Below are 18,979 nucleotides of genomic sequence, written 5' to 3'. Positions count from 1 at the left end.
GGAGGGGCCGGTCCGGTGGGCCGGCCCCTCCACACGCTCACCTCACTCCAGCGCGGCGATCTGCTGCTCCTTGCTCAGGGTGCTGGACACGAAGGCGTCCGGAGGGAGCTGGTCGTCGCACGTCACCGGGTGGGGCTGACCGCTCAGGGAGTCCTCGAACGCGGTCTGCGGGTACTCGGTGGAGTCCGGCAGCACCCCGCCGGACGCCTTGGCCACGGCGTACTGCACGGCCAGTCGTCCCATCGCGTTCTGGGAGTCGACGGTGAACAGGTCGAAACCGGTGCCGGCCGCCTGCTGGTCGCGCCACGCGCAGGCCAGTTGGTTGGAGTCCTCGGTGGCGATGGCGGGGATGGGCCGGCCGGCCTGCTCGAAGGCGCCGAAGGCGCTGGCCAGGGCGGAGCCGAAGTCGGTGGTGACGGCGTCGATCCTCGGGTTCGTCGCCAGGGCGGCGGTGACGACGCGCTGGGTCTGCGCGGGGTCCCAGTTGGTCACCTCGTACGGGGTCTGACCGATGAACTCGATGTTCGGGTGGTCCTTGAGCACCCGCTGCATGCCCTCGTACTCGGCCTGGCTCTGGGAGTTCGCCGCCGGGCCGCCGAGGTTGAGGACGGTCCCGCCCTGCGGCAGGGCCTTGACGAGGAAGTTCGCCCACAACTCCCCGGCCTGGCTGAAGTCGGTGCTGATGAAGGCGTCGTAGTCGCGACCGGGCTGACCGCCGGGGTCCACGCGGTAGGGGACGGTCACCACACCGGCGTCGTGGGCGCTGCGCAGGGCCGGCAGCATCGCCTGCCCGGCGTCGGGGAAGACGACCATCGCGTCGACCCCCTTGGCCACGAAACCCTGGACGTCGGAGATCGCCTTCTGGGTGTTGCCCTGGCCGTCGGCGTAGGAGAACTCGGTGACGCTGGGGCACTTGGAGGCTTCGTCGCGGGCCTCGGCGGCCGTCACCTGCCGCCAGTTGTTCCCGCCGAACCCGTCGGCCAGCGCCAGGGTGATCTCCTTGCTGCCGCACCAGGAGGGGGCCCCGGCCAGCGGCGTGCCCTGCGCGGAGGCTTCTTCCTGCCCGCCGGCGGTCCCACCGCTGCCGGTGGAGCCGCAGGCGGCGAGGCCGACGACGAGAGCGCCGGCCAGCGCGGACAGCCGGCGCCGTGAGGTGGTGCGGGGGTCCTTGCGGTTCATGAGCAGTCCCTTCGACGGCCTGCCCCGGGACGGGGCGGCGGGCGGTGGATGCGAGCGGCGCACCGGGTGGTCGTCGGTGGCGGACGTCTCGCGGCGTGAGGGAGCAGGTCCGCGGACCTGTTCAGCGCGCGTCGCTGCGCCTGTCCAGTATGGTTGAACACCCGTGGGGTGGCAAGGTCCGCCCCACGACGTCCTGAAGCCCACCCCGGCCGGTCCCGCCGGCCGGGCTGCGCCGCCGGGCCCGAGGTCCGGCCCGTCCCCTGGAGGTCACATGGCCGATCGAACTCCCGCCGCCACCCTGGTCCTGGGTGCCACCGGCATCTCCGGAGCGGCGGTGGCCCGTGCCTCGCGCGCGGTGGGCTCCGAGGTGTGGGGCGTCTCCCGTCGCACACCGCATCAAGAGGGCGTGCAGCACGTGCCGGCCGACCTGCTGGACGACGGCTCGGTCCAGGCCGCCCTGTCGCCGTTGCGGCCGGACACCGTGCACATCACGACCTGGGTCCGCCGGCCCACCGAGGCGGAGAACATCGAGGTGAACTCGGCGATCGTGCGCCGCGCACTGGACGCGGTGGGCCCGGGCGGCAGCGTGCGGCACGTGGCGCTGATGACGGGGCTGAAGCACTACCTCGGCCCGTTCGAGGCCTACGCGCAGGGCGCGGTGCCGGACACACCCTTCCACGAGGACGAACCTCGCCTGGACGCGCCGAACTTCTACTACGCCCAGGAGGACGCCCTGTTCGAGGCGGCCGCCCGGTACGGGTTCACCTGGAGCGTGCACCGCTCGCACACCGTCATCGGGCACGCGGTCGGCAACGCCATGAACATGGCCCTGACCATCGCCGTGGCCGCCTCGATCGCCCGCGAGACCGACCGCCCACTGGTCTTCCCCGGTTCCCAGCAGCAGTGGAACGGGCTGACGGACGTGACCGACGCCGACGTGCTCGGCGAGCAGATGGTGTGGGCCGCCTCGACCCCGGCGGCCGCCGACCAGGCGTTCAACGTGGTGAACGGCGACGTCTTCCGCTGGCGGTGGATGTGGCCGCGCATCGCGGACTGGTTCGGCGTCGCGTGGGAGGGCTGGGACGGGCAGGACCGCCCCTTCGAGCAGCAGATGGCCGGCGCGGCGCAGCAGTGGAGCGCGATCGCCGAGCGCCACGGGCTGGCGGAGGCCGACGTGGACCGGCTGGCCAGCTGGTGGCACTCCGACAGCGACCTGGGACGTCCGATGGAGGTGGTCACGGACATGGCCCGCAGCCGGGCCGCCGGGTTCACCGTCCACCGCTCCTCCTGGGACTCCTTCACGGCGCAGTTCGAGCGCTACCGCCGCGAGCGGCTCATCCCCTGACGCGGCCCGTCGCGATCTCGGCGCCGCGACGGAGCTCCCGCGTCGCTCAGCCGGTGAAGAGGTCGGGGTGGCGCTGCAGCTCGATGCGGGTCCGCTTGATGTGCCCGGCCAGGACGTGTTCGGCCGAGTCGGCGTCGCGGCGACGCACGGCGTCGATGAGCAGCCGGTGCTCGGCGTTGATCACCCACCGGCGCTCCTCCCCCGCCAACCGGGCGAAGGCGCGACGGTAGGACTGGGTGGTGTCCCAGTACCGCTCGGCGAGCAACGTCAGCTCGGTGGACGTGGTGCGGCTGTAGGTGAGCCAGTGCAGTTCGCGGTCCAGCGCGAGGAAGACCTCCACGTCCTGGTTGCGCTCGATCTGCTCCTGCAGTTCCTCCAGCCGCGCCACGTCGGCGTCGGTCAGGTGCGGGACGCTCTCGGCCAGGGCCAGGGGTTCGATGCGCTCGCGGATCTTGTAGGCGATGTCGAGGTCGCCGGGGTCCATGCTCGTCACCCAGGCCCCGCTGCTGGAGCGCAACCGCACCAGACCGGTGCTCTCCAGCATGCGCAGCGCCTCGCGGACCGGCAGACGGCTGGTGCCGAACTCGGCGGCCAGCTCGTCCTGCACGATGCGCTGGCCGGGCTGCAGGTGACCGTCCAGGATCAGTTCCCGGATCCGGTCGGCGATGCGCCGGCTCACCACGCCCGCGCGCTCCGGCGTCGCCACGGCTCCTCCCTCCCGCCGCCCGGGCCGTCCGGAGGCGGGACCCAATCTACGGGGACGGTCAGCGGTCCGACCGCGGCCCGGCCGGACCAGTCGCCGCCCGGTCGAAGGCCTTGCCGAGGGGGTAGGACACCAGCTCGAACTGCATGCCCCAGGGGGACAGGAAGTAGATCCAGCGCTGCCCCTCGCTCGGCCCGCGGCTGCTGGTGGGCTCGCCGAGCACGGTGACCCCGGGCTGGGTCCGCAGGTAGTCCACGGCGGCGTCGAGGTCCTCGACGTACAGCGCGACGTGGTGCCCACCGACGTCGCTGTTGCGCGGCGGGTCCGACCGCTGGTCGGCAGCGTCGTACTCGAACACCTCGAAGACCGCGGCCGGTCCGCAGCGGAAGAAGTGCAGCTGGCGCATGACGGTGTCCGGAGCGACGTTCAGGTGCGTGCGCATCCAGTCGTCCTCGTGGGCGAAGGGCCCCAGGGAGTACAGGTACTCGCACCCCAGGACGTCGACCAGGAAGTCGCGGGCCTGTCGCAGGTCGGGGACGGTGAAGCCGACGTGGTCCAGGCGCTGCAGGCCCGGCAGGGTTCGGTGGGTAGCCATCGCATCCTCCTTCGGATCCGATCGAATGCTGATCGTTGGTCATTGTCCAGCATAGTCTTGCCGTTGGATCCGATCAGTGCCAGAGTGCTCACATCCACGAGGCCGTTCGAGGAGGAGCCATGGCCACGTCCCGACCGCTCGACGCGTCCGCGCCCTGGGTGGAGCTGAGCACCACCGAAGAGGACTGGGACCGCGCCGACGGCGACGTCCTGCTGCAGGCGCTGGGCCAGCTGATCTGGATCCGCACGTTCGAGCAGCACGTCCTGGACCTGGCCGGCCAGGGACTGGTGCACGGCCCGGCGCACTCCAGCATCGGCCAGGAGGGCGGCGCGGTCGGTTCCATCCTCGGCCTGCGCAGCGACGACCAGATCACCGGTTCGCACCGCGGTCACCACCAGTTCCTGGCCAAGGCCTTCGGTCACGTCGCGAAGGCCTCCCCGGGGTCGCTGCCGGAGATCACCCCCGACGTGCGGACCGTGCTGGAGCGGACGCTGGCCGAGATCTGCGGCCTGGCGCGCGGGTACTGCCGCGGGCGCGGCGGTTCCATGCACCTGCAGTGGCGCGAAGCCGGGGCGATGGGCACCAACGCCATCGTCGGCGGCGGGGTCCCGCAGGCGGCCGGTTTCGCCTGGGCCGACCGTCAGGCCGGGACGGACGCGGTCTCGGTCACCTACTTCGGCGACGGAGCGGTGAACATCGGTTCGGTGCTGGAGACGTTCAACCTGGCCGCGGCGTGGAAGCTGCCCATCTGCTTCTTCATCGAGAACAACCAGTACGCGGTCTCCACCCACGTCAGCGAGGCCACCGGCGAGCCCCGGCTCTCGGCGCGGGGTCCGGGTTTCGGCATCCCCAGCTGGCGGGTGGACGGCATGGACCCCCTCGCGGTGCACCTGGCGATGCAGCAGGCGCTGGAGTTCATGCGCGGTGGCGGGGGTCCCACGCTCATCGAGGCCGACGTGTACCGCTTCTTCCACCAGAACGGTCCCTACCCAGGCAGCGCATTCGGTTATCGCGGCAAGGACGAGGAGCGCGCCTGGCGTGAGCGCGACCCCCTGCTCGCGGTGCGCCGGCACGTCGAGCGCCGCGGCCTGGCCTCGGCCGAGGAGATCGACCGGGCCCTGGCCGACGTCGAGACCGTGATGGGCCAGATCGAGGCCGACCTGCTCGAACCGGACCCCGACGGCAAACCCTCCGCCCGCCGCATCAAGGCCTCGGAGTGGCCCGACCGCGACTTCGTCGACGTGGGGATCCGCGGCGACCTCAGCGAGTTCGACGGAACGCGGCACGAGGAACTGGCGACCTTCACGGGCCCGACCCGGGAGTGGCGCTTCATCGACGCCGTCGCGGCGGTCATGGACCGGCGCATGAGCACCGACGAGTCGATCGTCGTGCTCGGCGAGGACGTGCACAAGCTCAAGGGCGGCACCAACGGCGCGACGCGGGACCTGGCCGCCCACCACCCCGGACGGGTGCTGGGCACCCCCATCAGCGAGAACGCCTTCACCGGTCTGGGGTGCGGCATCGCGCTCGACGGGCGGTACAAACCCGTCGTGGAGTTCATGTACGCCGACTTCATGTGGGTGGCCGCCGACCAGTTGTTCAACCAGGTCGCCCGGGCCCGGCACATGTTCGGCGGTCACAGCGCGGTGCCCTTCGTCCTGCGCAGCAAGCTGGCCGCCGGCACCGGCTACGGTTCGCAGCACTCCATGGACCCCGCGGGGATCCTCACCACCTCCGCCGGTCTGCGGGTCGTGGCCCCCAGCGACCCCTTCGACTACGTCGGGCTGATGAACGCTGCCCTGCTGTGCCAGGACCCGGTGGTGGTGCTGGAGAGCGTCGAGCTGTACGCGACGAGGGGTACCGCGCCCGCCGACGACCTCGACCACGTCCTGCCCGTGGGCCGCGCCGCGCTGCGCCGCGAGGGGAGCGAACTGACGGTCGTCTCCTACCTGGGGATGGTCGCCAAGTGCCTGCAGGCCGTCGAGACCACCGGCGTCGACGCCGACGTCGTCGACCTGCGCTGGCTGGACCGGGCCAGCCTCGACTGGGAAACCCTCGAGACGAGCATCAAGAAGACCAACAACGTGCTCATCGTCGAGGAGGGCGCCATCGGCACCTCCTACGGCGGCTGGCTGGCCGACGAGATCCAGCGGCGGCTGTTCGACTGGCTCGACCAGCCGGTCCAGCGCGTCACCGGCGCCGAGGCCTCCCCCAGCATCAGCAAGGTCCTCGAACGCGCCGCCATCGCCGGCGTCGAGGAGATCGTCGCCGCGCTCGAGCAGATCCGGCCGGCCTGACCGGCCCCACGACGCAGTCCGGAAGGAGGAGTGGTGCCCAAACTGCTGAACATGCCCGAGGTGTCCACCGGCGCCACCGAGGCCGTCGTCTCGGAGTGGCTCGTGGCCGAGAACTCCAGCGTCCGCCCCGGCGAGGCGCTCGTCAGCATCGAGACCGACAAGGCCGTCGTCGAGATCGAGGCCGAGGAGGCCGCGACCTTGGCACGCGTGCTGGCCCCGGCGGGAGCGACCGTCGACGTCGGGGCCCCGGTGGCGCTGCTGCTGGCTCCCGAGGAGGAGATCGCCGACCTCGACGCGCTCCTGGCCGAACTGGGGGTGACCAGCGCGGGCGCCGGCGCCGAGCCGCCGGTGGCGCCGGCCGACCCTCAGCACCGGGACGAGCCCGTCGTCACCCTCCCCGCTCCCGCGGCCGAATCCGTCCCCCGACCCACCGAGGAACCCGAGGGACGGCCCACCGCGGCGCCCCCGGAGCACCCGCGGTCCGGGCAGCAGCGGGTCTTCGCCAGCCCGCTGGCCCGCAAGATGATCAAGGACGCAGGCATCGCGCTGGACGACGTCACCGGGACCGGGCCGGGCGGGCGGATCGTGCGCCGTGACGTCGAGCAGGCGCTCGCCACCTCCCCCGCGGACGGTTCCCGGCCCGCAGCGGACCGGCGAGCGCCGCAGAACCCCCCGGAGGCGGGGGAGCAGCCGGACGGGACCGCCGACCTGGCCTCCACCAGCCTGGCCCAGACGCCGCCCGAGGCGCAGACCGAACACCCCGTGCACGCCCCAGCCACGCCACCGGTCGCCGGTGCCGACGCGGACCGCAGCGGCACCCCGGCGGGTGCACCGGGAACCTCGCTGCCGGTGCAGCCGCCGGCGGCGCCGGGGTCGGCGGCCGGCGCGGTGCCGCACAGCCGGCTGCGCAAGGCCATCGCCGCCCGGCTGGTCCAGAGCAAGCAGCAGGCCCCGCACTTCTACCTCAAGGCCTCGGTCCACCTCGACGACCTCCTGGCCCTGCGGGCCCGGGTCAACGAGGTCGCGCCGGTGCGGGTCTCGGTCAACGACTTCGTGCTCAAGGCCGTCGCCCTGGCCTCCGCGCAGGTGAGCGACGTGAACGTCACCTGGGGCGAGGAGGCGCTGAACCGCTTCGACAGCGTCGACGTCGGTGTCGCGATCGCCTCCTCGCGGGGACTGGTGACTCCGGTGCTGCGCTCGGTGGACACCACGCCGATCACCCGGATCGCCGCTCAGGTGCGGGACCTGGCCGCCCGGGCCGATGCGGGCAAGCTGGTGCAGCGGGAACTGGAGGGCGGCACCATCGCGGTGACCAACCTGGGGATGCACGGCGTGGAGGAGTTCAGCGCCATCATCAACCCCCCGCACGCCGCGATCCTCGCGGTGGGCGCCGGGCAGCGCCGCCCCGTGGTGGACGAGGACGGCGGCCTCGCCGTCGCCACCGTGATGAACGTCGTCCTGTCGGTCGACCACCGCGCCGTGGACGGCGCGCTGGCCGCCCGGTGGTTGCGCGTCTTCACCGACACCCTCCAGCGGCCGCTGATCACGCTGGCCACGTGAGCGCTCCTGCCCACGGTGACGGCAGCGGCGCGACGCGACACCTGCGCCCGGGCCACGGGGCGCCGTGAGCTGGGCCGACGTGCTGCCCCCGCACATCCCCTGGTTCCGGCCGACGCGGGGCTGCGTGGAACTGCCCGCGGTGGGTCTGCGTCTCGCGGCCCGGCCGGGCACGGGACCGCGGCTCGGCGGTGCGGTCCTGGCCGGTGTGCTGGACGGGCCGTTCACCTTCCTGGACCTGTCGGACCTGACGGACCGGCAGGTCCAGCAGGAGGTGCGTCCCGCCTTCGACCGGGTGGAGGACCCCTCCTCGATCACCGTGGCGACGACGATGCCCCTGCGCGACGGGGCGCCACCGTCGAGGTGGCGACACCGTCTGGCCACGTTCGGCGCCCGGCTCGGACGCCACGGCCCCGACGTCCTGCTCCTGGACGACAGGGACGGGGCGCCGGGCCCGCGCACAGCCGCGGGCAGCGCGAGCGTGCTGGCGGAGGAACTGGCACGGGCCCGTGACGAGGGAGCGGTGCGCCTGGTGGCGCTGAGCGGTGCCGCAGCCGCGCTCGAGGCGTGCCTGGAGCGAGGGCTGCCCGCACTGGTGCTCGACCACGACGACCGCCTCGCACGCACGACCCGCACCGGGCCGGTGAGGGGGAACGCCACCGCCGGGCTCGAGGCCGTACGGGTACCGCTCCGGCGGTCCAGGGCCTCCGGCGACCTGGGCAGCGCCGCCCTGCCGTCCGCGCGCCTGCGCGCCGTGTGCGCCGAGTTCGGCATCGACCCGCGCACTGCGCTGCTGCAGTCGCACCTGCGCGACCTCGCCACGACGACCACCGTGCTCCGGGTCGCCGACGAGAAGGCGGTGCGGGCGGTGGCGAGGTCGGCCGGTACCTGGGTGCCGGAGGAGTTCTGGGTGGAGCTGGCGTCCGTCGGAGCACCGCCCGGCCCACGCCGCTGAGGTCACCGCGCCGGGCGCTGGTACCACCCGGGGACAGGACGGCGATCTCCTCTCAGCAGCTCTGCCGTGGACCAGCACGACGCCACGTCCGTACCGGTGCCCGGCTCGGTCGAAAACTCTCGTGGGTGTCCGCCTGACCGGTCGTCGGCCTCCTGGGCCGCAGCAGGCTCCTCCACCCCACCGCTCCGGACCACCGCGCCTGCCGGGCTCGACGGCGGTCCCCCGGCCGCGCGCGGTGCACGCCGCGTCCGCTCGCGCGGTCCCCGCAACCACCTCCTCACCCGTCCAAGCGGTACAGGACCGGGTTCGCGGCGGTCCTGTGGTCGGCGAACGTGCGCAGCACGAAGCGGCGGAAACTGGGTTCGAGGACCAGTGCGGGCAGGACGTCGCGCAGGTGCTCCCAGCGGCAGTGGTTGATGAGGCTGTAGCCACCCGCAGGCCCCGCCGGCTGCAGGACGGTGGAGTTGTCCAGGCCGGTCTGCTCCTGGAACCAGCCCGCGGTGTACTGCCAGGCGTGCAGGTTCTCCTCGGTGTCCTCGGCGCTGAAGTAGTTGAACAGGAAGATCCCTCGGCGGTCGTGCTCGACGTCACCGATGCGGCGCACGTTGCTGCCGGTGAAGACCACGGTGGCGGCGCCGGCGGCTTCCAGACGCCGGCGCAGATCGCCGATCGCGTCGCTGCGCAGTCGGGCGGCGGCGGTGGACGGGTCCCGGGTCTGCACCAGCAGCACGGCGTCGAGGAGGTCACCGCCCCCGGCGTCGCCGGCACGATCGGCGGTCCGCCGCGCGAACGGGCGTCCCCGGCCCGGTGGGCGCAGCACGGCGCGGAAGACGTCGGCACGCTCGACACCGGCTTCCCGCCCCGCCGGGGAGCGCAGCTGCTCCGCGCCGGCGTGCAGCAGGCTGAGCAGGGCGCGCCGGCGAGCCCGAGGCAGAGCCACCGGCAGCGGCCAGGGCCCGGAACTGGCACCGATGAAGAGGTAACCGGCGCCGGAGGGCTCGATCAACCGCACGCGGGTCCAGCGCTGCCTCTGGCCGCGCTCCGGCTGTGGGTGTCGAGCGCTGCGGCGGAGCACGGGGCCACCGGTTCGCGGGAGACGGGCGAGGTGCGGGTGAGTGGACATGGGGGAACGTTCCGCCCCGCACCCGCTAGCTTCAACGGTGATGAACACCAAGCGCGGACGGCCACCTGTCGATCCGAGCCGGGCAGGCGCTCCGGGAACCCGGGAGCGGATCCTTCTGGCGGCGCGCCGACGACTGCTGAGCCGCGGTTACACGGGGACGACCCTGCGCGCGGTGGCCGCGGACGCGGGGGTGGACGCCTCGCTGATCAGCTACTACTTCGGTTCCAAGCAGGGCCTTTTCAGCGCCGTGATGCGTTTGACCCTCAGCCCGCCGCAGGTGCTGACCAGCGCCCTGGCCGGAGACCCGGCGCGACTGCCGGAGCGGTTGCTGGCCGCGTTGACCGCGGCGTGGGAGGACCCCGACAGCGGCCCGGCGTTGCGCGCCCTGGTCGTCATGGCCCTGGAGGAACCCGCCGTGCTGCGCGCTGTCGTTGAATTCTTCGAGCAGGAGGTGATCGCGCGCCTCGCCGAGCAGATCGGCGGGCGGCGGGCCACCGCCCGGGCCGGCGCCGCGGTGAGCACGCTGGCCGGCGTGGTCTTCACCCGCTACGTGCTGCGACTGCAGCCCTCGGCCGGGATGTCGCGCGAGCAGCTGATCCACGACCTGGCCCCGGCGCTCCGCGCCAGCCTCGCCGGGCCCACCAGCCCACGGCCGCGCTGATCGAACCCGCCGACCTGGCCCGGCCCGCACCGTCACCCGGTCGCCGACGGCCCGGCCAGCGGAGTCGTCTGCGCCAGCACGATCCGCCAGCCCTGCTCCGAGCGCGCCACCACGTGGGTGGGAGCCCCCGTGCACCGCAGCGCACGGGGGTCAGCGCCGTCGCGCAGCGGTGACGCCATCGCCTCCTCCGGGGCGACGGCCAGGGGATCGCGCCCCAGCACCCGCCGAACGGCGAGGTCGACCACGACCGCCCCGGGTGCGTGCAGCGCCGGCAGGGCCGCCGGTTCAGCTCGAGCGGCGTCGGCGCGGGCGATGAGGTCGCGGACGGCCTCCTCATCGGCAGCGCTCAGGTCCGACCCGTCGATGGTCGTGCCGGTCACGCCAAGAGCTGCAGCGCGCTGGAGGTCAAGGGGCGCGACCGCCGCCGGTCGAGCCGGTCGTGGTCCCGGACTGTTCTCCTCAGGGGTGACCGGTCAGTTCCCGCCGGTCCGCGGGTCTGGAGTGGATGACGATGTTCGCGTTGATCCACGGTTCCGGTGACGGCGGCTGGGCCTGGCACCTGGTGCGACGCGCGCTGCGTGAGCGCGGCCACGAGGCACTGGCACCGGACCTGCCCACCGACCGGGACGGGGCGACGTGGGACGACTGCGTCGACGTGTTCGCAGCCGCTGCCGCAGGGGCCGAGGACCTCGTGGTGGTCGGCCACTCCTCCGGGGGGTTCCTCGTCCCGCTGGTGGCGGAGCGGCTGGACGCCTCGCTGCAGGTCTTCCTGACCGCGATGGTGCCGCGCCCGGGTGAGAGCGGCATCGAGTGGTTCGCCGACGTCGGGTGGGAACGAGCGGTGGCTGAGCTGGCGGCGGCGGACGGCGGCCTGACGGGCAATCCCGACCCCTTGATCGCCTTCTACCACGACGTGCCGCCGGCACTGGCCGGCGAAGCCCTGGCGAGGCAGCGGCCGACCGGTGGAGGGCTCGGTGAGGCGGCGTGGCCCTCGCACGCGCTGCCGGGGATCGCGGCGAGGTACGTCGTCGCGACTCGTGACCGGTTCATCCCTCCCGCTGTGCAGCGTCGGGTCGCCTCCGAACGCCTCGGCATCACCGGGCCGGACGAGATCGACGCAGGGCACTGCGCAGCCCTGAGCCGGCCCGAGGAACTGGCCGACCTCCTCGCCGGGTACGTCGACCGCGCCGAGCCGGGTGCCGGTCCGGGCGGGTCGAGGGCGACCCGCGCTCCGGCGGTTCCCCGCCGCACGCCGGGGTGAGCGCTCACCCCACCTGCTGAGCGGTGTCCCACAACCGGTCCGCCACGTCGGGGTCGACCGCCCACCGGGCGACACCGCTGGTGGTGCCGGCCCCGCCGTCGACGACCTCCGCTTCCTGGTTGTCCTGGAAGTAGCGGCCGCTGACCCCCTCCACCAGGGGCGAGGCGGCCAGCAGGACCGACGTCGCCGCCCCCTGCGCAGGGGTCTTGTAGTACTCCGGCGTCACCAGTTCCCCGGCCTCGTCCATCGCCCCGAAGGAGCGCATCGCGTCGGCGTCGAGGTGGCGCTGCAGGTTGGTGTGGATGAAACCCGGCTCCAGGGAGTTGGCGGTGATGCCGTCCGCGGCCCAGCGGCGGCTCACGGCGACGGCCAGCAGGGCGGTGGCCGTCTTGGACTGCGCGTACGCCGTCCACGGGTCGTAGGGGCGGCGGGCGAACTGCAGGTCGTCCAGGTCGACACCGTTGACGCGCTGAGCCCCCGAGCTCACCGTCACGATCCGCCCACCGCTGGCCGCCAGCGGCGCGTGCAGACCGGTGACGAGCTGGAGGTGGCCGAGGAAGTTCGTGGCCAGCTGCAGTTCCCAGCCCTGCGCGCTCAGCTGCCGGGTGGGCAGGGCCATGACGCCGGCGTTGGCGACCACGGCGTCGAGGCGGCCGGTCCAGGCGGCGGTGAGGGCGTGCACGGAGGCCGGGTCGGCCAGGTCGAGGGCCACGGCGCTGACCTGCGGGAACTCCTCGACGAGGGTTTCCGCAGCGCCCGGGGCGCGGGTGGCGACGACGACCTGCGCGCCGGCGCGGGCCAGGGCGCGGACGGTCTCGGCGCCGATGCCCGAAGCGCCACCGGTGACCAGGTAGCGCCGGCCGGTGAGGTCGACCCCGGCGAGCACGTCGTCCGCGCTCGCCCGGGGGCCGAAGGGAGTGGTGAGGCGAGTCATGACTCGACCGTAGGTCCGGTGAGCTGGACGGTCTATGATCAGGCCACCGGACTACTTTTGCCATCGTCCAAGACGTGTCAGACCCCTGCGAGGAGGGACCCGTGGATCCGCTGGAGGACGTCCTCGCCCTGGTCGGGGTGCGGAGCTCGGTCTCGGCGGGACTGGTCGCCGGCGGGGACTGGGCGATGAGCTTCCCGCCCCCGGCGGGGGTGAAGTTCGTCGCCGTCCGCGCCGGGTCCTGCCACCTCGCCGTGCAGGGCAGCGACCAGCACCACCCCCTCACCGCGGGGGACTGCTGCCTGCTCACCCGCCGGGCCCGGTTCACCCTGGCCAGCGACCTGTCACTGCCGGCTGCCGACGCCCGCACCGCCTTCGCGCAGGCCAGGAGCACGGCCGGTGACGGCCTGGCGCGGACGGGCACGGGCGAGGACGTGTTCGTCCTCGGCGGCAGCTTCGACTTCGGCGAGCGCGCGCACGCGCTGCTGCTGGACGCCCTGCCCCCGGTCATCGTCGTGCCCGCCACCTCCCCCGCCGCGCACACCCTCGACTGGGCTCTCGCGCAGATCGAGCACGAGGTCCGCACCCAGCCGCTGGGGGCCGGGCTGGTCGCCGAGCACCTGGCCACCGTCATGCTCATCCACGTCCTGCGCCTGCACCTGGCCCGAACTCGTGCCCAAGCCCCGACCACCGGTGGAGCGGGACCCGGGTTGCTGGCCGGGCTGTCCGACCCGGTCGTGGCGGCTGCGCTGCGCGCGCTGCACACCCACCCCGCACGGTCGTGGACGGTCGCAGACCTCGCCGCCTCGGTGGGGGTTTCCCGCTCCACCCTGGCGGCCCGCTTCTCCCGCTCGCTGGGTCAGGGGCCACTGGAGTACCTGACGCAGTGGCGCATCGCCCTGGCCGCGCAGCAGCTGCAGGCGGGTGACCGGACGCTGGCGTCCATCGCCACCGCGGTCGGGTACGGGTCGGAGAGCGCGCTGAGCACGGCGTTCAAACGGGTGCTGGGGAGTTCCCCCCGGGCCTACCTCGCCCTCAGCGGTCGTTGACCGTCGCCACGGCAGCGCATTCGCACGAGGCGGCGGACGCGACACCCGGAACCGGTCACGGCCGTCCCGACCCGGGCGACGTCACGCGGTGCTCGCCAGACGATCGTCCGGAGTGGTCGGCCCCGGCACGAAACCCTCCTCGTCGATGCCGGCCAGCACCGCGTCGGGCGCCTCGGTGAACGCCGAGGCTGCTTCGATCCGCGCGCCGGTCTCCTCGTCGGGGACGACGTCGAGCACCAGGTCCACCATGTCGGTGGCCTCGGAGGCGTGGTTGATGAGGATGACCTGCCGGTTCGGCAGGTCCCGGATGGCGGCCATCATCGCGGTGCGGCTGGCGACGTCCTGCGCGGTGAACGGCTCGTCGAGGAACAACAGCCCCCCGCGCTGACCGGCCCACAGCTCACCGAGCGCCACCCGCAACGCGAACGCCACCACGGACTCCTCACCCCCGGACAACCAGGTGACGGGGCGCGTCTGGCCGGTGTCGTCGGTGACCACCGCGGTGAACTCCTCGTCCAGCTCGATCGAGACGTACCGGCCGCTGGTCATCCGCGCGATCAGGTCGGTGGCCACCTCCGAGACCTCCGGGGCCAACCGCGCGATCCGGTCCTTGCGGAAGGTGTCCAGCGCCTCGCGCACCGCGGTCCGGCGCTCGTACTCCGCCGCGGCGGCGGCCCGGTCCTTCAGCCGCCGCTCCGCCTGGTCCCGCGCCGTCCCGCTGTGCTTGACCTGCTGCTCCGCCAGCCGGTGCTCGGCCTGCGCGGTCTGCATCGCCGAGCGGAGGTCCTGCACGCGCTGGCCGGCCTCCGTCAACGCCGCCTGCGCCTGGACCCGCTCGGTGTCGGGCACGGCGGCGGCCGCGGCCAGCGCGGCGGCCTGCTCGGCAGCGGTCACCGCGGCGGCCGCCGCGGTCTGCGCCTCCTGCGCCGAGGTCGTGGCCCGCCCCAGCGCCGCGGCGGCCTCGGCGGCCGACTCGGCCTGGCGCAGCCTGGCCGAGGCCGCCTCGAACGCGGCCTGGACCTCACCCTCGGCAGCCGCCGCCTCCTCGGCGCGCGCCTGCGCCTGCTGCGCGTCCTGGGCACTCGCGGCAGCTTCGGCCTGCAGCGCGGCCGCGACGGCCTCGGCCTCCTGCGCGGCCGCGAGCGCCGCCTCGTGCCGCTGCCGGGCGAACCCGGCTGCCTGCTGCAGCTGCTGGGCCCGGGCGATCTGCCCGGTCAGCGCCTGCGCCCGCCCGTCGGCCTGCTCCTGCTCGGCCTTGGCCGTGAGCCCCTGCTCGCGGACGCGGTCCAGGGCCGTGCGCAGGGTCTGCAGCAGCTCGTGCGGGTCGGCCAGTGGCGTCGAGCAGGTCGGGCAGGTGGGGTCCACCGTGGCGCTGAGGGCCTTGATGGATCCCTCGAGGCGCTGGTACTCCCCGCGCAGGACCCCGCGCTGCTCCTGCAGCTCGGCGGCCCGGGCGGTGGCGGCCTGGACCTGCTCGGGCAGGTCCGCCGGGACGGCGGCGGCCAGCCGGGCCTGCTCGTCGGCCTCGGCGCGCGCGGCGGTGAGCGCCGTCTGCGACCGTGCCGACGCCGCCTGGGCCTGCTGGGCGCGCCGCGCGTCGGCGGTGGCGGCGGCGGTGGCCGTGCGGGCCGCCGCACGCGCGGCCTGGTTCTCAGCGACGGCCTGCTGGGCCCGGGTCAGCGCGGCGCGGGCGGCGTGGACGGCTTCGGCGCTGCCGCCGGCGGAGGCGGCCGTGAGCCGGTCGACCTCGCGGGTGGCGTGCTCGGCGCGCTCGGCGGTCAGGAGCCGGTGGTGCTCGGCGCGCTGAGCGGCCTGGGCGGCTTCCTGGTGGACGCGGACCCGGGCCGTGACGTCCTCGAACCGCTCCCTGGCCAGCGCGAGGGCCTCGTCCTCGGCTCCCACGGCGGCGCTGGCGGTCTCGAACTCCTCCCAGGCCCTGGCGGCGTGCTCCTGAGCGCGCTGCAGGTCGGCGCGGGCGGCGTCGACCTCCTCGGCGGAGCCGGGCAGGTGCTCCAGCGTGGTCCGGGCGGCGGCCTCCTCCGCGCGGGCGGCCTTGACCGCGTCGCTCATCCGGTCGATGCCCGCCAGCCGCTCGAACAGCGCGCGCCGGTCCGCGGCGCGGGCCTTGACCAGGGCGTCCAGCTCCTTCTGCCGCACCACGAAGGCGGCCAGGAACCCGGTGGCGTCCAGGTCGCCGAAGCGGCGGACCACCCACTCGTTCGCGGCTCTGATCTTGCCGACGGTCTGCTCGACCCCGTCGAGGGTGACCTTGGCGTACGGGGTGTCGTTCCTGCCCTTCAGCCCGCGCTCGAGCACGACGCGCTGACCGCCGTGGACGAACGTGACGACGACCTTGACCTCACCCTCGCTGCCCTGCCGGCGCAGCGCCTGAGCCGGTACGCCGTCGGGCGTCGTGCCGAACAGGGCGTACAGCAACCCGATCAGGACCGTGGACTTGCCCACCCCGCGGGGGCCGTTCAGCGCGGTCACTCCCCCGTCGGTGAGCGGCTCGACGACTGCCCGACCGATGCTGCGGACGTTGACCAGTTCCACCGACTCGATGGTGATCATCAGAAGAGCTCCTCCCCGGCACCGGCGTCCGCGGGGACCCCGGGTGCTGGCTCCGTGCCCGGGTCCGTGCCCGGACCGGTGCCCGGCGCGTCCGCACCGGCCACCGTCCGCGAGGGGGAGCGCAGCGCCGCAGCCCGGAGACGTCGTGCCTGCTCGGCGGCGGCCTGCTCCTGCCCGGTGCGCTCGGCCGGGGCGTCCGGGACCGCGAAGTCACCGGTCTCGGCGAACTGGGACGCGGCCTTCAGGTGCCGGACCCCCTCGGTGACCACGATCGGCTTCACCTCCGCCGCCAGCCCCACGGCGGTCGCGTAGTCCTCGACCCACGAGCCGTACACCTTGGGCAGATCGGCCGACCCGGCGGTCGTCAGCGACGCCGCGACGCTGTCGGCGGTCCTCACGGTGACCGCTCCCGCGGCGTCGTCACCGGCCGGGTCGACGCCCTGCCCGTCGGCCCGGTCGGCCGCCTCGTCGACGGCCAGGGGGCGCACGAAGTCCGGCATCCACATCAGCGCCGACTCCGTCAGCGCGGCCAGGGCCGGCTGGTCGATGCCCCGGCGCGTGCTGGTCGAGCAGTTGACCACGACCTGCCGGATGATCGCGCCGGCGACGTCGACGCTGTCCAGGTTGGCGCGGATCTCCTCCTCGACCTGCGCCCCGGTCTTCCCCTTCGCGTCGATGCGCGGCAGGTCGAACTGCGGTCGCTGGTCGATGTACTGCGGCTCGACCACGACCTGGCCGTCGGAGAACACCTTGCACAGCAACCAGCCGCGACCTCCCGCGGGGTCGGCGAACCCGCGCCGCACCAGCGACCCGGCGTACCAGACGTTCGGCAGGATCTCCCCCATGCCGTGGTAGTGGCCGAGCGCCTTGAACGCGAACCGGTCGTCGGCCAGGATGTCCAACCCGATCGGCACCTCCCCGGGGGAGTCCACCGAGCGGAACACCTCGTGCCCGGGCAGCATCGCCGCCCCGTGCGCGGAGAGCAGGTTGACGACCCCGTCGATCGGCTCGGGCAGCAGGCGCTCGCTCTGCGCCAGCCCGTAGTGGCTGATCACGTGGACGGCCAGCCCGTCCAGGGGCTCGAAGACCTTGTAGGGCTCGGTGACGTAGGCGATGCCGCGGGCGGGGTCGTCGATGGCCGCGGTGGCCGGGGACTTGCTGCGGTCCGCCGAGGCGTCGTGGTTGCCGGTGTTGCCGATGACCGGGATGCCCGCGGCGGCGAGGGACTCCATCTGCCGGCGGGCCCAGACGATGGCCCCGATGCTGGGGTGGGACTGGTGGAAGGTGTCCCCGCCGTCGATGACCAGGTCCACCTCCTTGGCGATCATGTCCCGCACGACCGCGCGGTAGCTCAGGTAGCCGTCGCGGACCCGGTGGTTCAGCCCTGACGCGGGGTGGGAGCCGCACCGGGCGGCGTACCCGAGGTGGGCATCGGCCACGAAGCCGACCTCGTAGACGGGCTCACTCACCTGCACTGGCTCCTTCAACCGTGATCACTCGCTGCGCCGACACCGTAGGGGCACCGTCGGACACGATGTTCTCACCGGGCGCCGCGCGCCCGGGCCCCCGTCCCGGGGCGGTCAGAACGGCGGCGGGTCGTCGTCGTCGATGCTGCCCAGTCCCCCGCTGAACCCGGCGTCGCCGGCCAGCCCGGCGAAGGCCCCCGCGGCGATCCCCCCGGTGGCGGCGTTCTCGCGGACGCGCTCCAGCGCCTCCTTCGTCCCCCCGGCACGCTTCCCGGCGCCGGCCGGGGCGGTGGACCGCGGGACCTGGGCGGCCACCACCGGTCCGGCGCCGCGCAGCCGGGGAACGCCGGACAGGACCGGCAGGCCCTGACTGCGGCGGGCCTGGCTGATCCAGGGGTGGTTGTCGGCGCGGAAGACCTCGAAGTCGGTGTAGGCGGCCAGGAACACCGGAGCCTTGGTGAAGGACAGCGGTGAGACGGGACCGGTCACCATGAAGGGGTACACCTTGGGCCTGGTGGCGTCCGGCGGCGCGAACGCCCGGTAGAGCTTCAGGTGCTCCGCGTCGTCCATCTGCTCGGCGACCTTGGCCAGGTCCGCGCCACCGAGGCCGTAGCCCATGACGCGCACCGCCATCTGGTCGAAGCAGTCCGCGTTCACGCTGCGGGGCGACTGGCTGATCAGCGTCCAGCCGATGCCGAACTTCCGGGTGTCGCGGAAGTAGCCGGCGATGTCCGCCGACAGGGCCTTGACCTCCTCGTCGCCGGCCAGGTGCAGCGGCGGGGCGTAGCGCCACGCCTCGTCGAAGACCACCATCGTGTTCAGGGTTTCCCCGAGCCGGAAGGCGGACTCGGAGGCCTCCTTCAAGGTGCGGCACGCCTTGCGCAGGATCGCGGCCTTGATCGAGTCCTGGTCCAGGACCCGCAGCGCCTCCACGGCCGCAGCCTGCTCGGGCCCGGCCAGCAGGGAGGACACCCAGGAGACCTGCCCGGAGGTGGACATGTCCAGGACGAGCATCGGCGCCGGCGCACCGGCCCGCTGGGCCTTGTCGAAGACGTGGGCGATCGTGCCCCACATCGAGTGCCGCCTCCCACCACCGGGGTTGGCGGGGCTGAACAGGTTGTGCAGCGGCTGGAACTGGCTGAACACGTCGCCGAACCGGTCCGCGTCGTCGAGGACGTCCAGGACGGCGTCCCGGAGCCGGGCCTGCCGGGTCTCGTCGACGTAGATGCGCCCCAGGACACCGGCCTCGGTCAGCGAGCCCAGCAGTTCCCTCAGCAGGCCGGCGG

15 protein-coding genes are annotated in these 18,979 nt (G+C 73.7%); 7 read left to right on the top strand and 8 right to left on the bottom strand.

What is annotated here, in order from left to right:
• Positions 1-42 precede the first annotated feature (42 nt).
• On the bottom strand, positions 43-1,179 hold the full coding sequence (locus BJ968_RS22200; RefSeq protein ID WP_179755563.1) for a substrate-binding domain-containing protein: 1,137 nt from the start codon (positions 1,177-1,179) through the stop codon (positions 43-45).
• A 271-nt stretch (positions 1,180-1,450) separates the two neighbouring features.
• Here BJ968_RS22200 and BJ968_RS22195 point away from each other — a divergent pair, with 271 nt between their 5' ends.
• The gene (locus BJ968_RS22195; RefSeq protein ID WP_179755561.1) at positions 1,451-2,524 is read left to right on the top strand and encodes an SDR family oxidoreductase; all 1,074 of its coding nucleotides are present in this window, start codon (positions 1,451-1,453) and stop codon (positions 2,522-2,524) included.
• A gap of 46 nt (positions 2,525-2,570) precedes the next feature.
• Here the strand turns inward: BJ968_RS22195 and BJ968_RS22190 are convergent, their stop codons facing one another.
• Positions 2,571-3,230, bottom strand: a complete 660-nt coding sequence (locus tag BJ968_RS22190) for an FCD domain-containing protein (protein ID WP_179755559.1) — start codon at positions 3,228-3,230, stop codon at positions 2,571-2,573.
• 58 nt (positions 3,231-3,288) lie between these two features.
• Positions 3,289-3,822, bottom strand: a complete 534-nt coding sequence (locus BJ968_RS22185; RefSeq protein WP_179755557.1) for a VOC family protein — start codon at positions 3,820-3,822, stop codon at positions 3,289-3,291.
• Between the two features lie 119 nt (positions 3,823-3,941).
• On the opposite strand from BJ968_RS22185, the gene BJ968_RS22180 reads away from it, so the two are divergent.
• The 3 genes from BJ968_RS22180 (at position 3,942) to BJ968_RS22170 (ending at position 8,631) form a co-directional block, all read left to right on the top strand.
• Positions 3,942-6,119 carry an alpha-ketoacid dehydrogenase subunit alpha/beta gene (locus tag BJ968_RS22180; protein ID WP_179755555.1) on the top strand — a complete coding sequence of 726 codons (2,178 nt, stop codon included), beginning with the start codon at positions 3,942-3,944 and terminating at the stop codon, positions 6,117-6,119.
• A gap of 33 nt (positions 6,120-6,152) precedes the next feature.
• Positions 6,153-7,679 carry a 2-oxo acid dehydrogenase subunit E2 gene (locus tag BJ968_RS22175; protein WP_218885237.1) on the top strand — a complete coding sequence of 509 codons (1,527 nt, stop codon included), beginning with the start codon at positions 6,153-6,155 and terminating at the stop codon, positions 7,677-7,679.
• Positions 7,680-7,743: 64 nt separating this feature from the next.
• Entirely contained in the window at positions 7,744-8,631 is an 888-nt protein-coding gene (locus BJ968_RS22170; protein ID WP_179755554.1) for a hypothetical protein, read from the top strand.
• Positions 8,632-8,908: 277 nt separating this feature from the next.
• On the opposite strand, the gene BJ968_RS22165 is transcribed toward BJ968_RS22170, so the two are convergent.
• Positions 8,909-9,637, bottom strand: a complete 729-nt coding sequence (locus tag BJ968_RS22165) for a hypothetical protein (RefSeq protein ID WP_179755552.1) — start codon at positions 9,635-9,637, stop codon at positions 8,909-8,911.
• Between the two features lie 115 nt (positions 9,638-9,752).
• On the opposite strand from BJ968_RS22165, the gene BJ968_RS22160 reads away from it, so the two are divergent.
• Positions 9,753-10,415, top strand: coding sequence for a TetR/AcrR family transcriptional regulator (locus BJ968_RS22160; protein WP_425491596.1), 663 nt, complete (start codon positions 9,753-9,755; stop codon positions 10,413-10,415).
• A gap of 32 nt (positions 10,416-10,447) precedes the next feature.
• On the opposite strand, the gene BJ968_RS22155 is transcribed toward BJ968_RS22160, so the two are convergent.
• Positions 10,448-10,795 (bottom strand): hypothetical protein, encoded by a 348-nt coding sequence (locus BJ968_RS22155; protein WP_218885236.1) that lies wholly within the window; start codon positions 10,793-10,795, stop codon positions 10,448-10,450.
• Positions 10,796-10,926: 131 nt separating this feature from the next.
• On the opposite strand from BJ968_RS22155, the gene BJ968_RS22150 reads away from it, so the two are divergent.
• Positions 10,927-11,676 (top strand): alpha/beta hydrolase, encoded by a 750-nt coding sequence (locus BJ968_RS22150; RefSeq protein WP_218885235.1) that lies wholly within the window; start codon positions 10,927-10,929, stop codon positions 11,674-11,676.
• A gap of 4 nt (positions 11,677-11,680) precedes the next feature.
• Here the strand turns inward: BJ968_RS22150 and BJ968_RS22145 are convergent, their stop codons facing one another.
• Positions 11,681-12,610, bottom strand: coding sequence for an SDR family NAD(P)-dependent oxidoreductase (locus tag BJ968_RS22145; RefSeq protein ID WP_179755546.1), 930 nt, complete (start codon positions 12,608-12,610; stop codon positions 11,681-11,683).
• A gap of 101 nt (positions 12,611-12,711) precedes the next feature.
• Between BJ968_RS22145 and BJ968_RS22140 the strand changes: the two genes are divergently transcribed.
• Positions 12,712-13,656 carry a cupin domain-containing protein gene (locus tag BJ968_RS22140; protein ID WP_179755544.1) on the top strand — a complete coding sequence of 315 codons (945 nt, stop codon included), beginning with the start codon at positions 12,712-12,714 and terminating at the stop codon, positions 13,654-13,656.
• 81 nt (positions 13,657-13,737) lie between these two features.
• On the opposite strand, the gene BJ968_RS26050 is transcribed toward BJ968_RS22140, so the two are convergent.
• Both BJ968_RS26050 and BJ968_RS22130 read right to left on the bottom strand, forming a co-directional pair.
• Positions 13,738-16,227: an AAA family ATPase gene (locus BJ968_RS26050; protein WP_179755542.1), complete on the bottom strand. Its 2,490-nt coding sequence runs from the start codon at positions 16,225-16,227 to the stop codon at positions 13,738-13,740.
• The gene (locus tag BJ968_RS22130; RefSeq protein WP_179755541.1) at positions 16,227-17,696 is read right to left on the bottom strand and encodes a metallophosphoesterase; all 1,470 of its coding nucleotides are present in this window, start codon (positions 17,694-17,696) and stop codon (positions 16,227-16,229) included. Before BJ968_RS22130 ends, BJ968_RS26050 begins: the two co-directional genes overlap by 1 nt.
• Positions 17,697-18,979 lie beyond the last annotated feature (1,283 nt).

Origin of the sequence: Kineococcus aurantiacus (assembly GCF_013409345.1) — a bacterium.
Classification (GTDB): domain Bacteria; phylum Actinomycetota; class Actinomycetes; order Actinomycetales; family Kineococcaceae; genus Kineococcus; species Kineococcus aurantiacus.
This window is presented reverse-complemented; position numbering and strand designations above follow the sequence as displayed.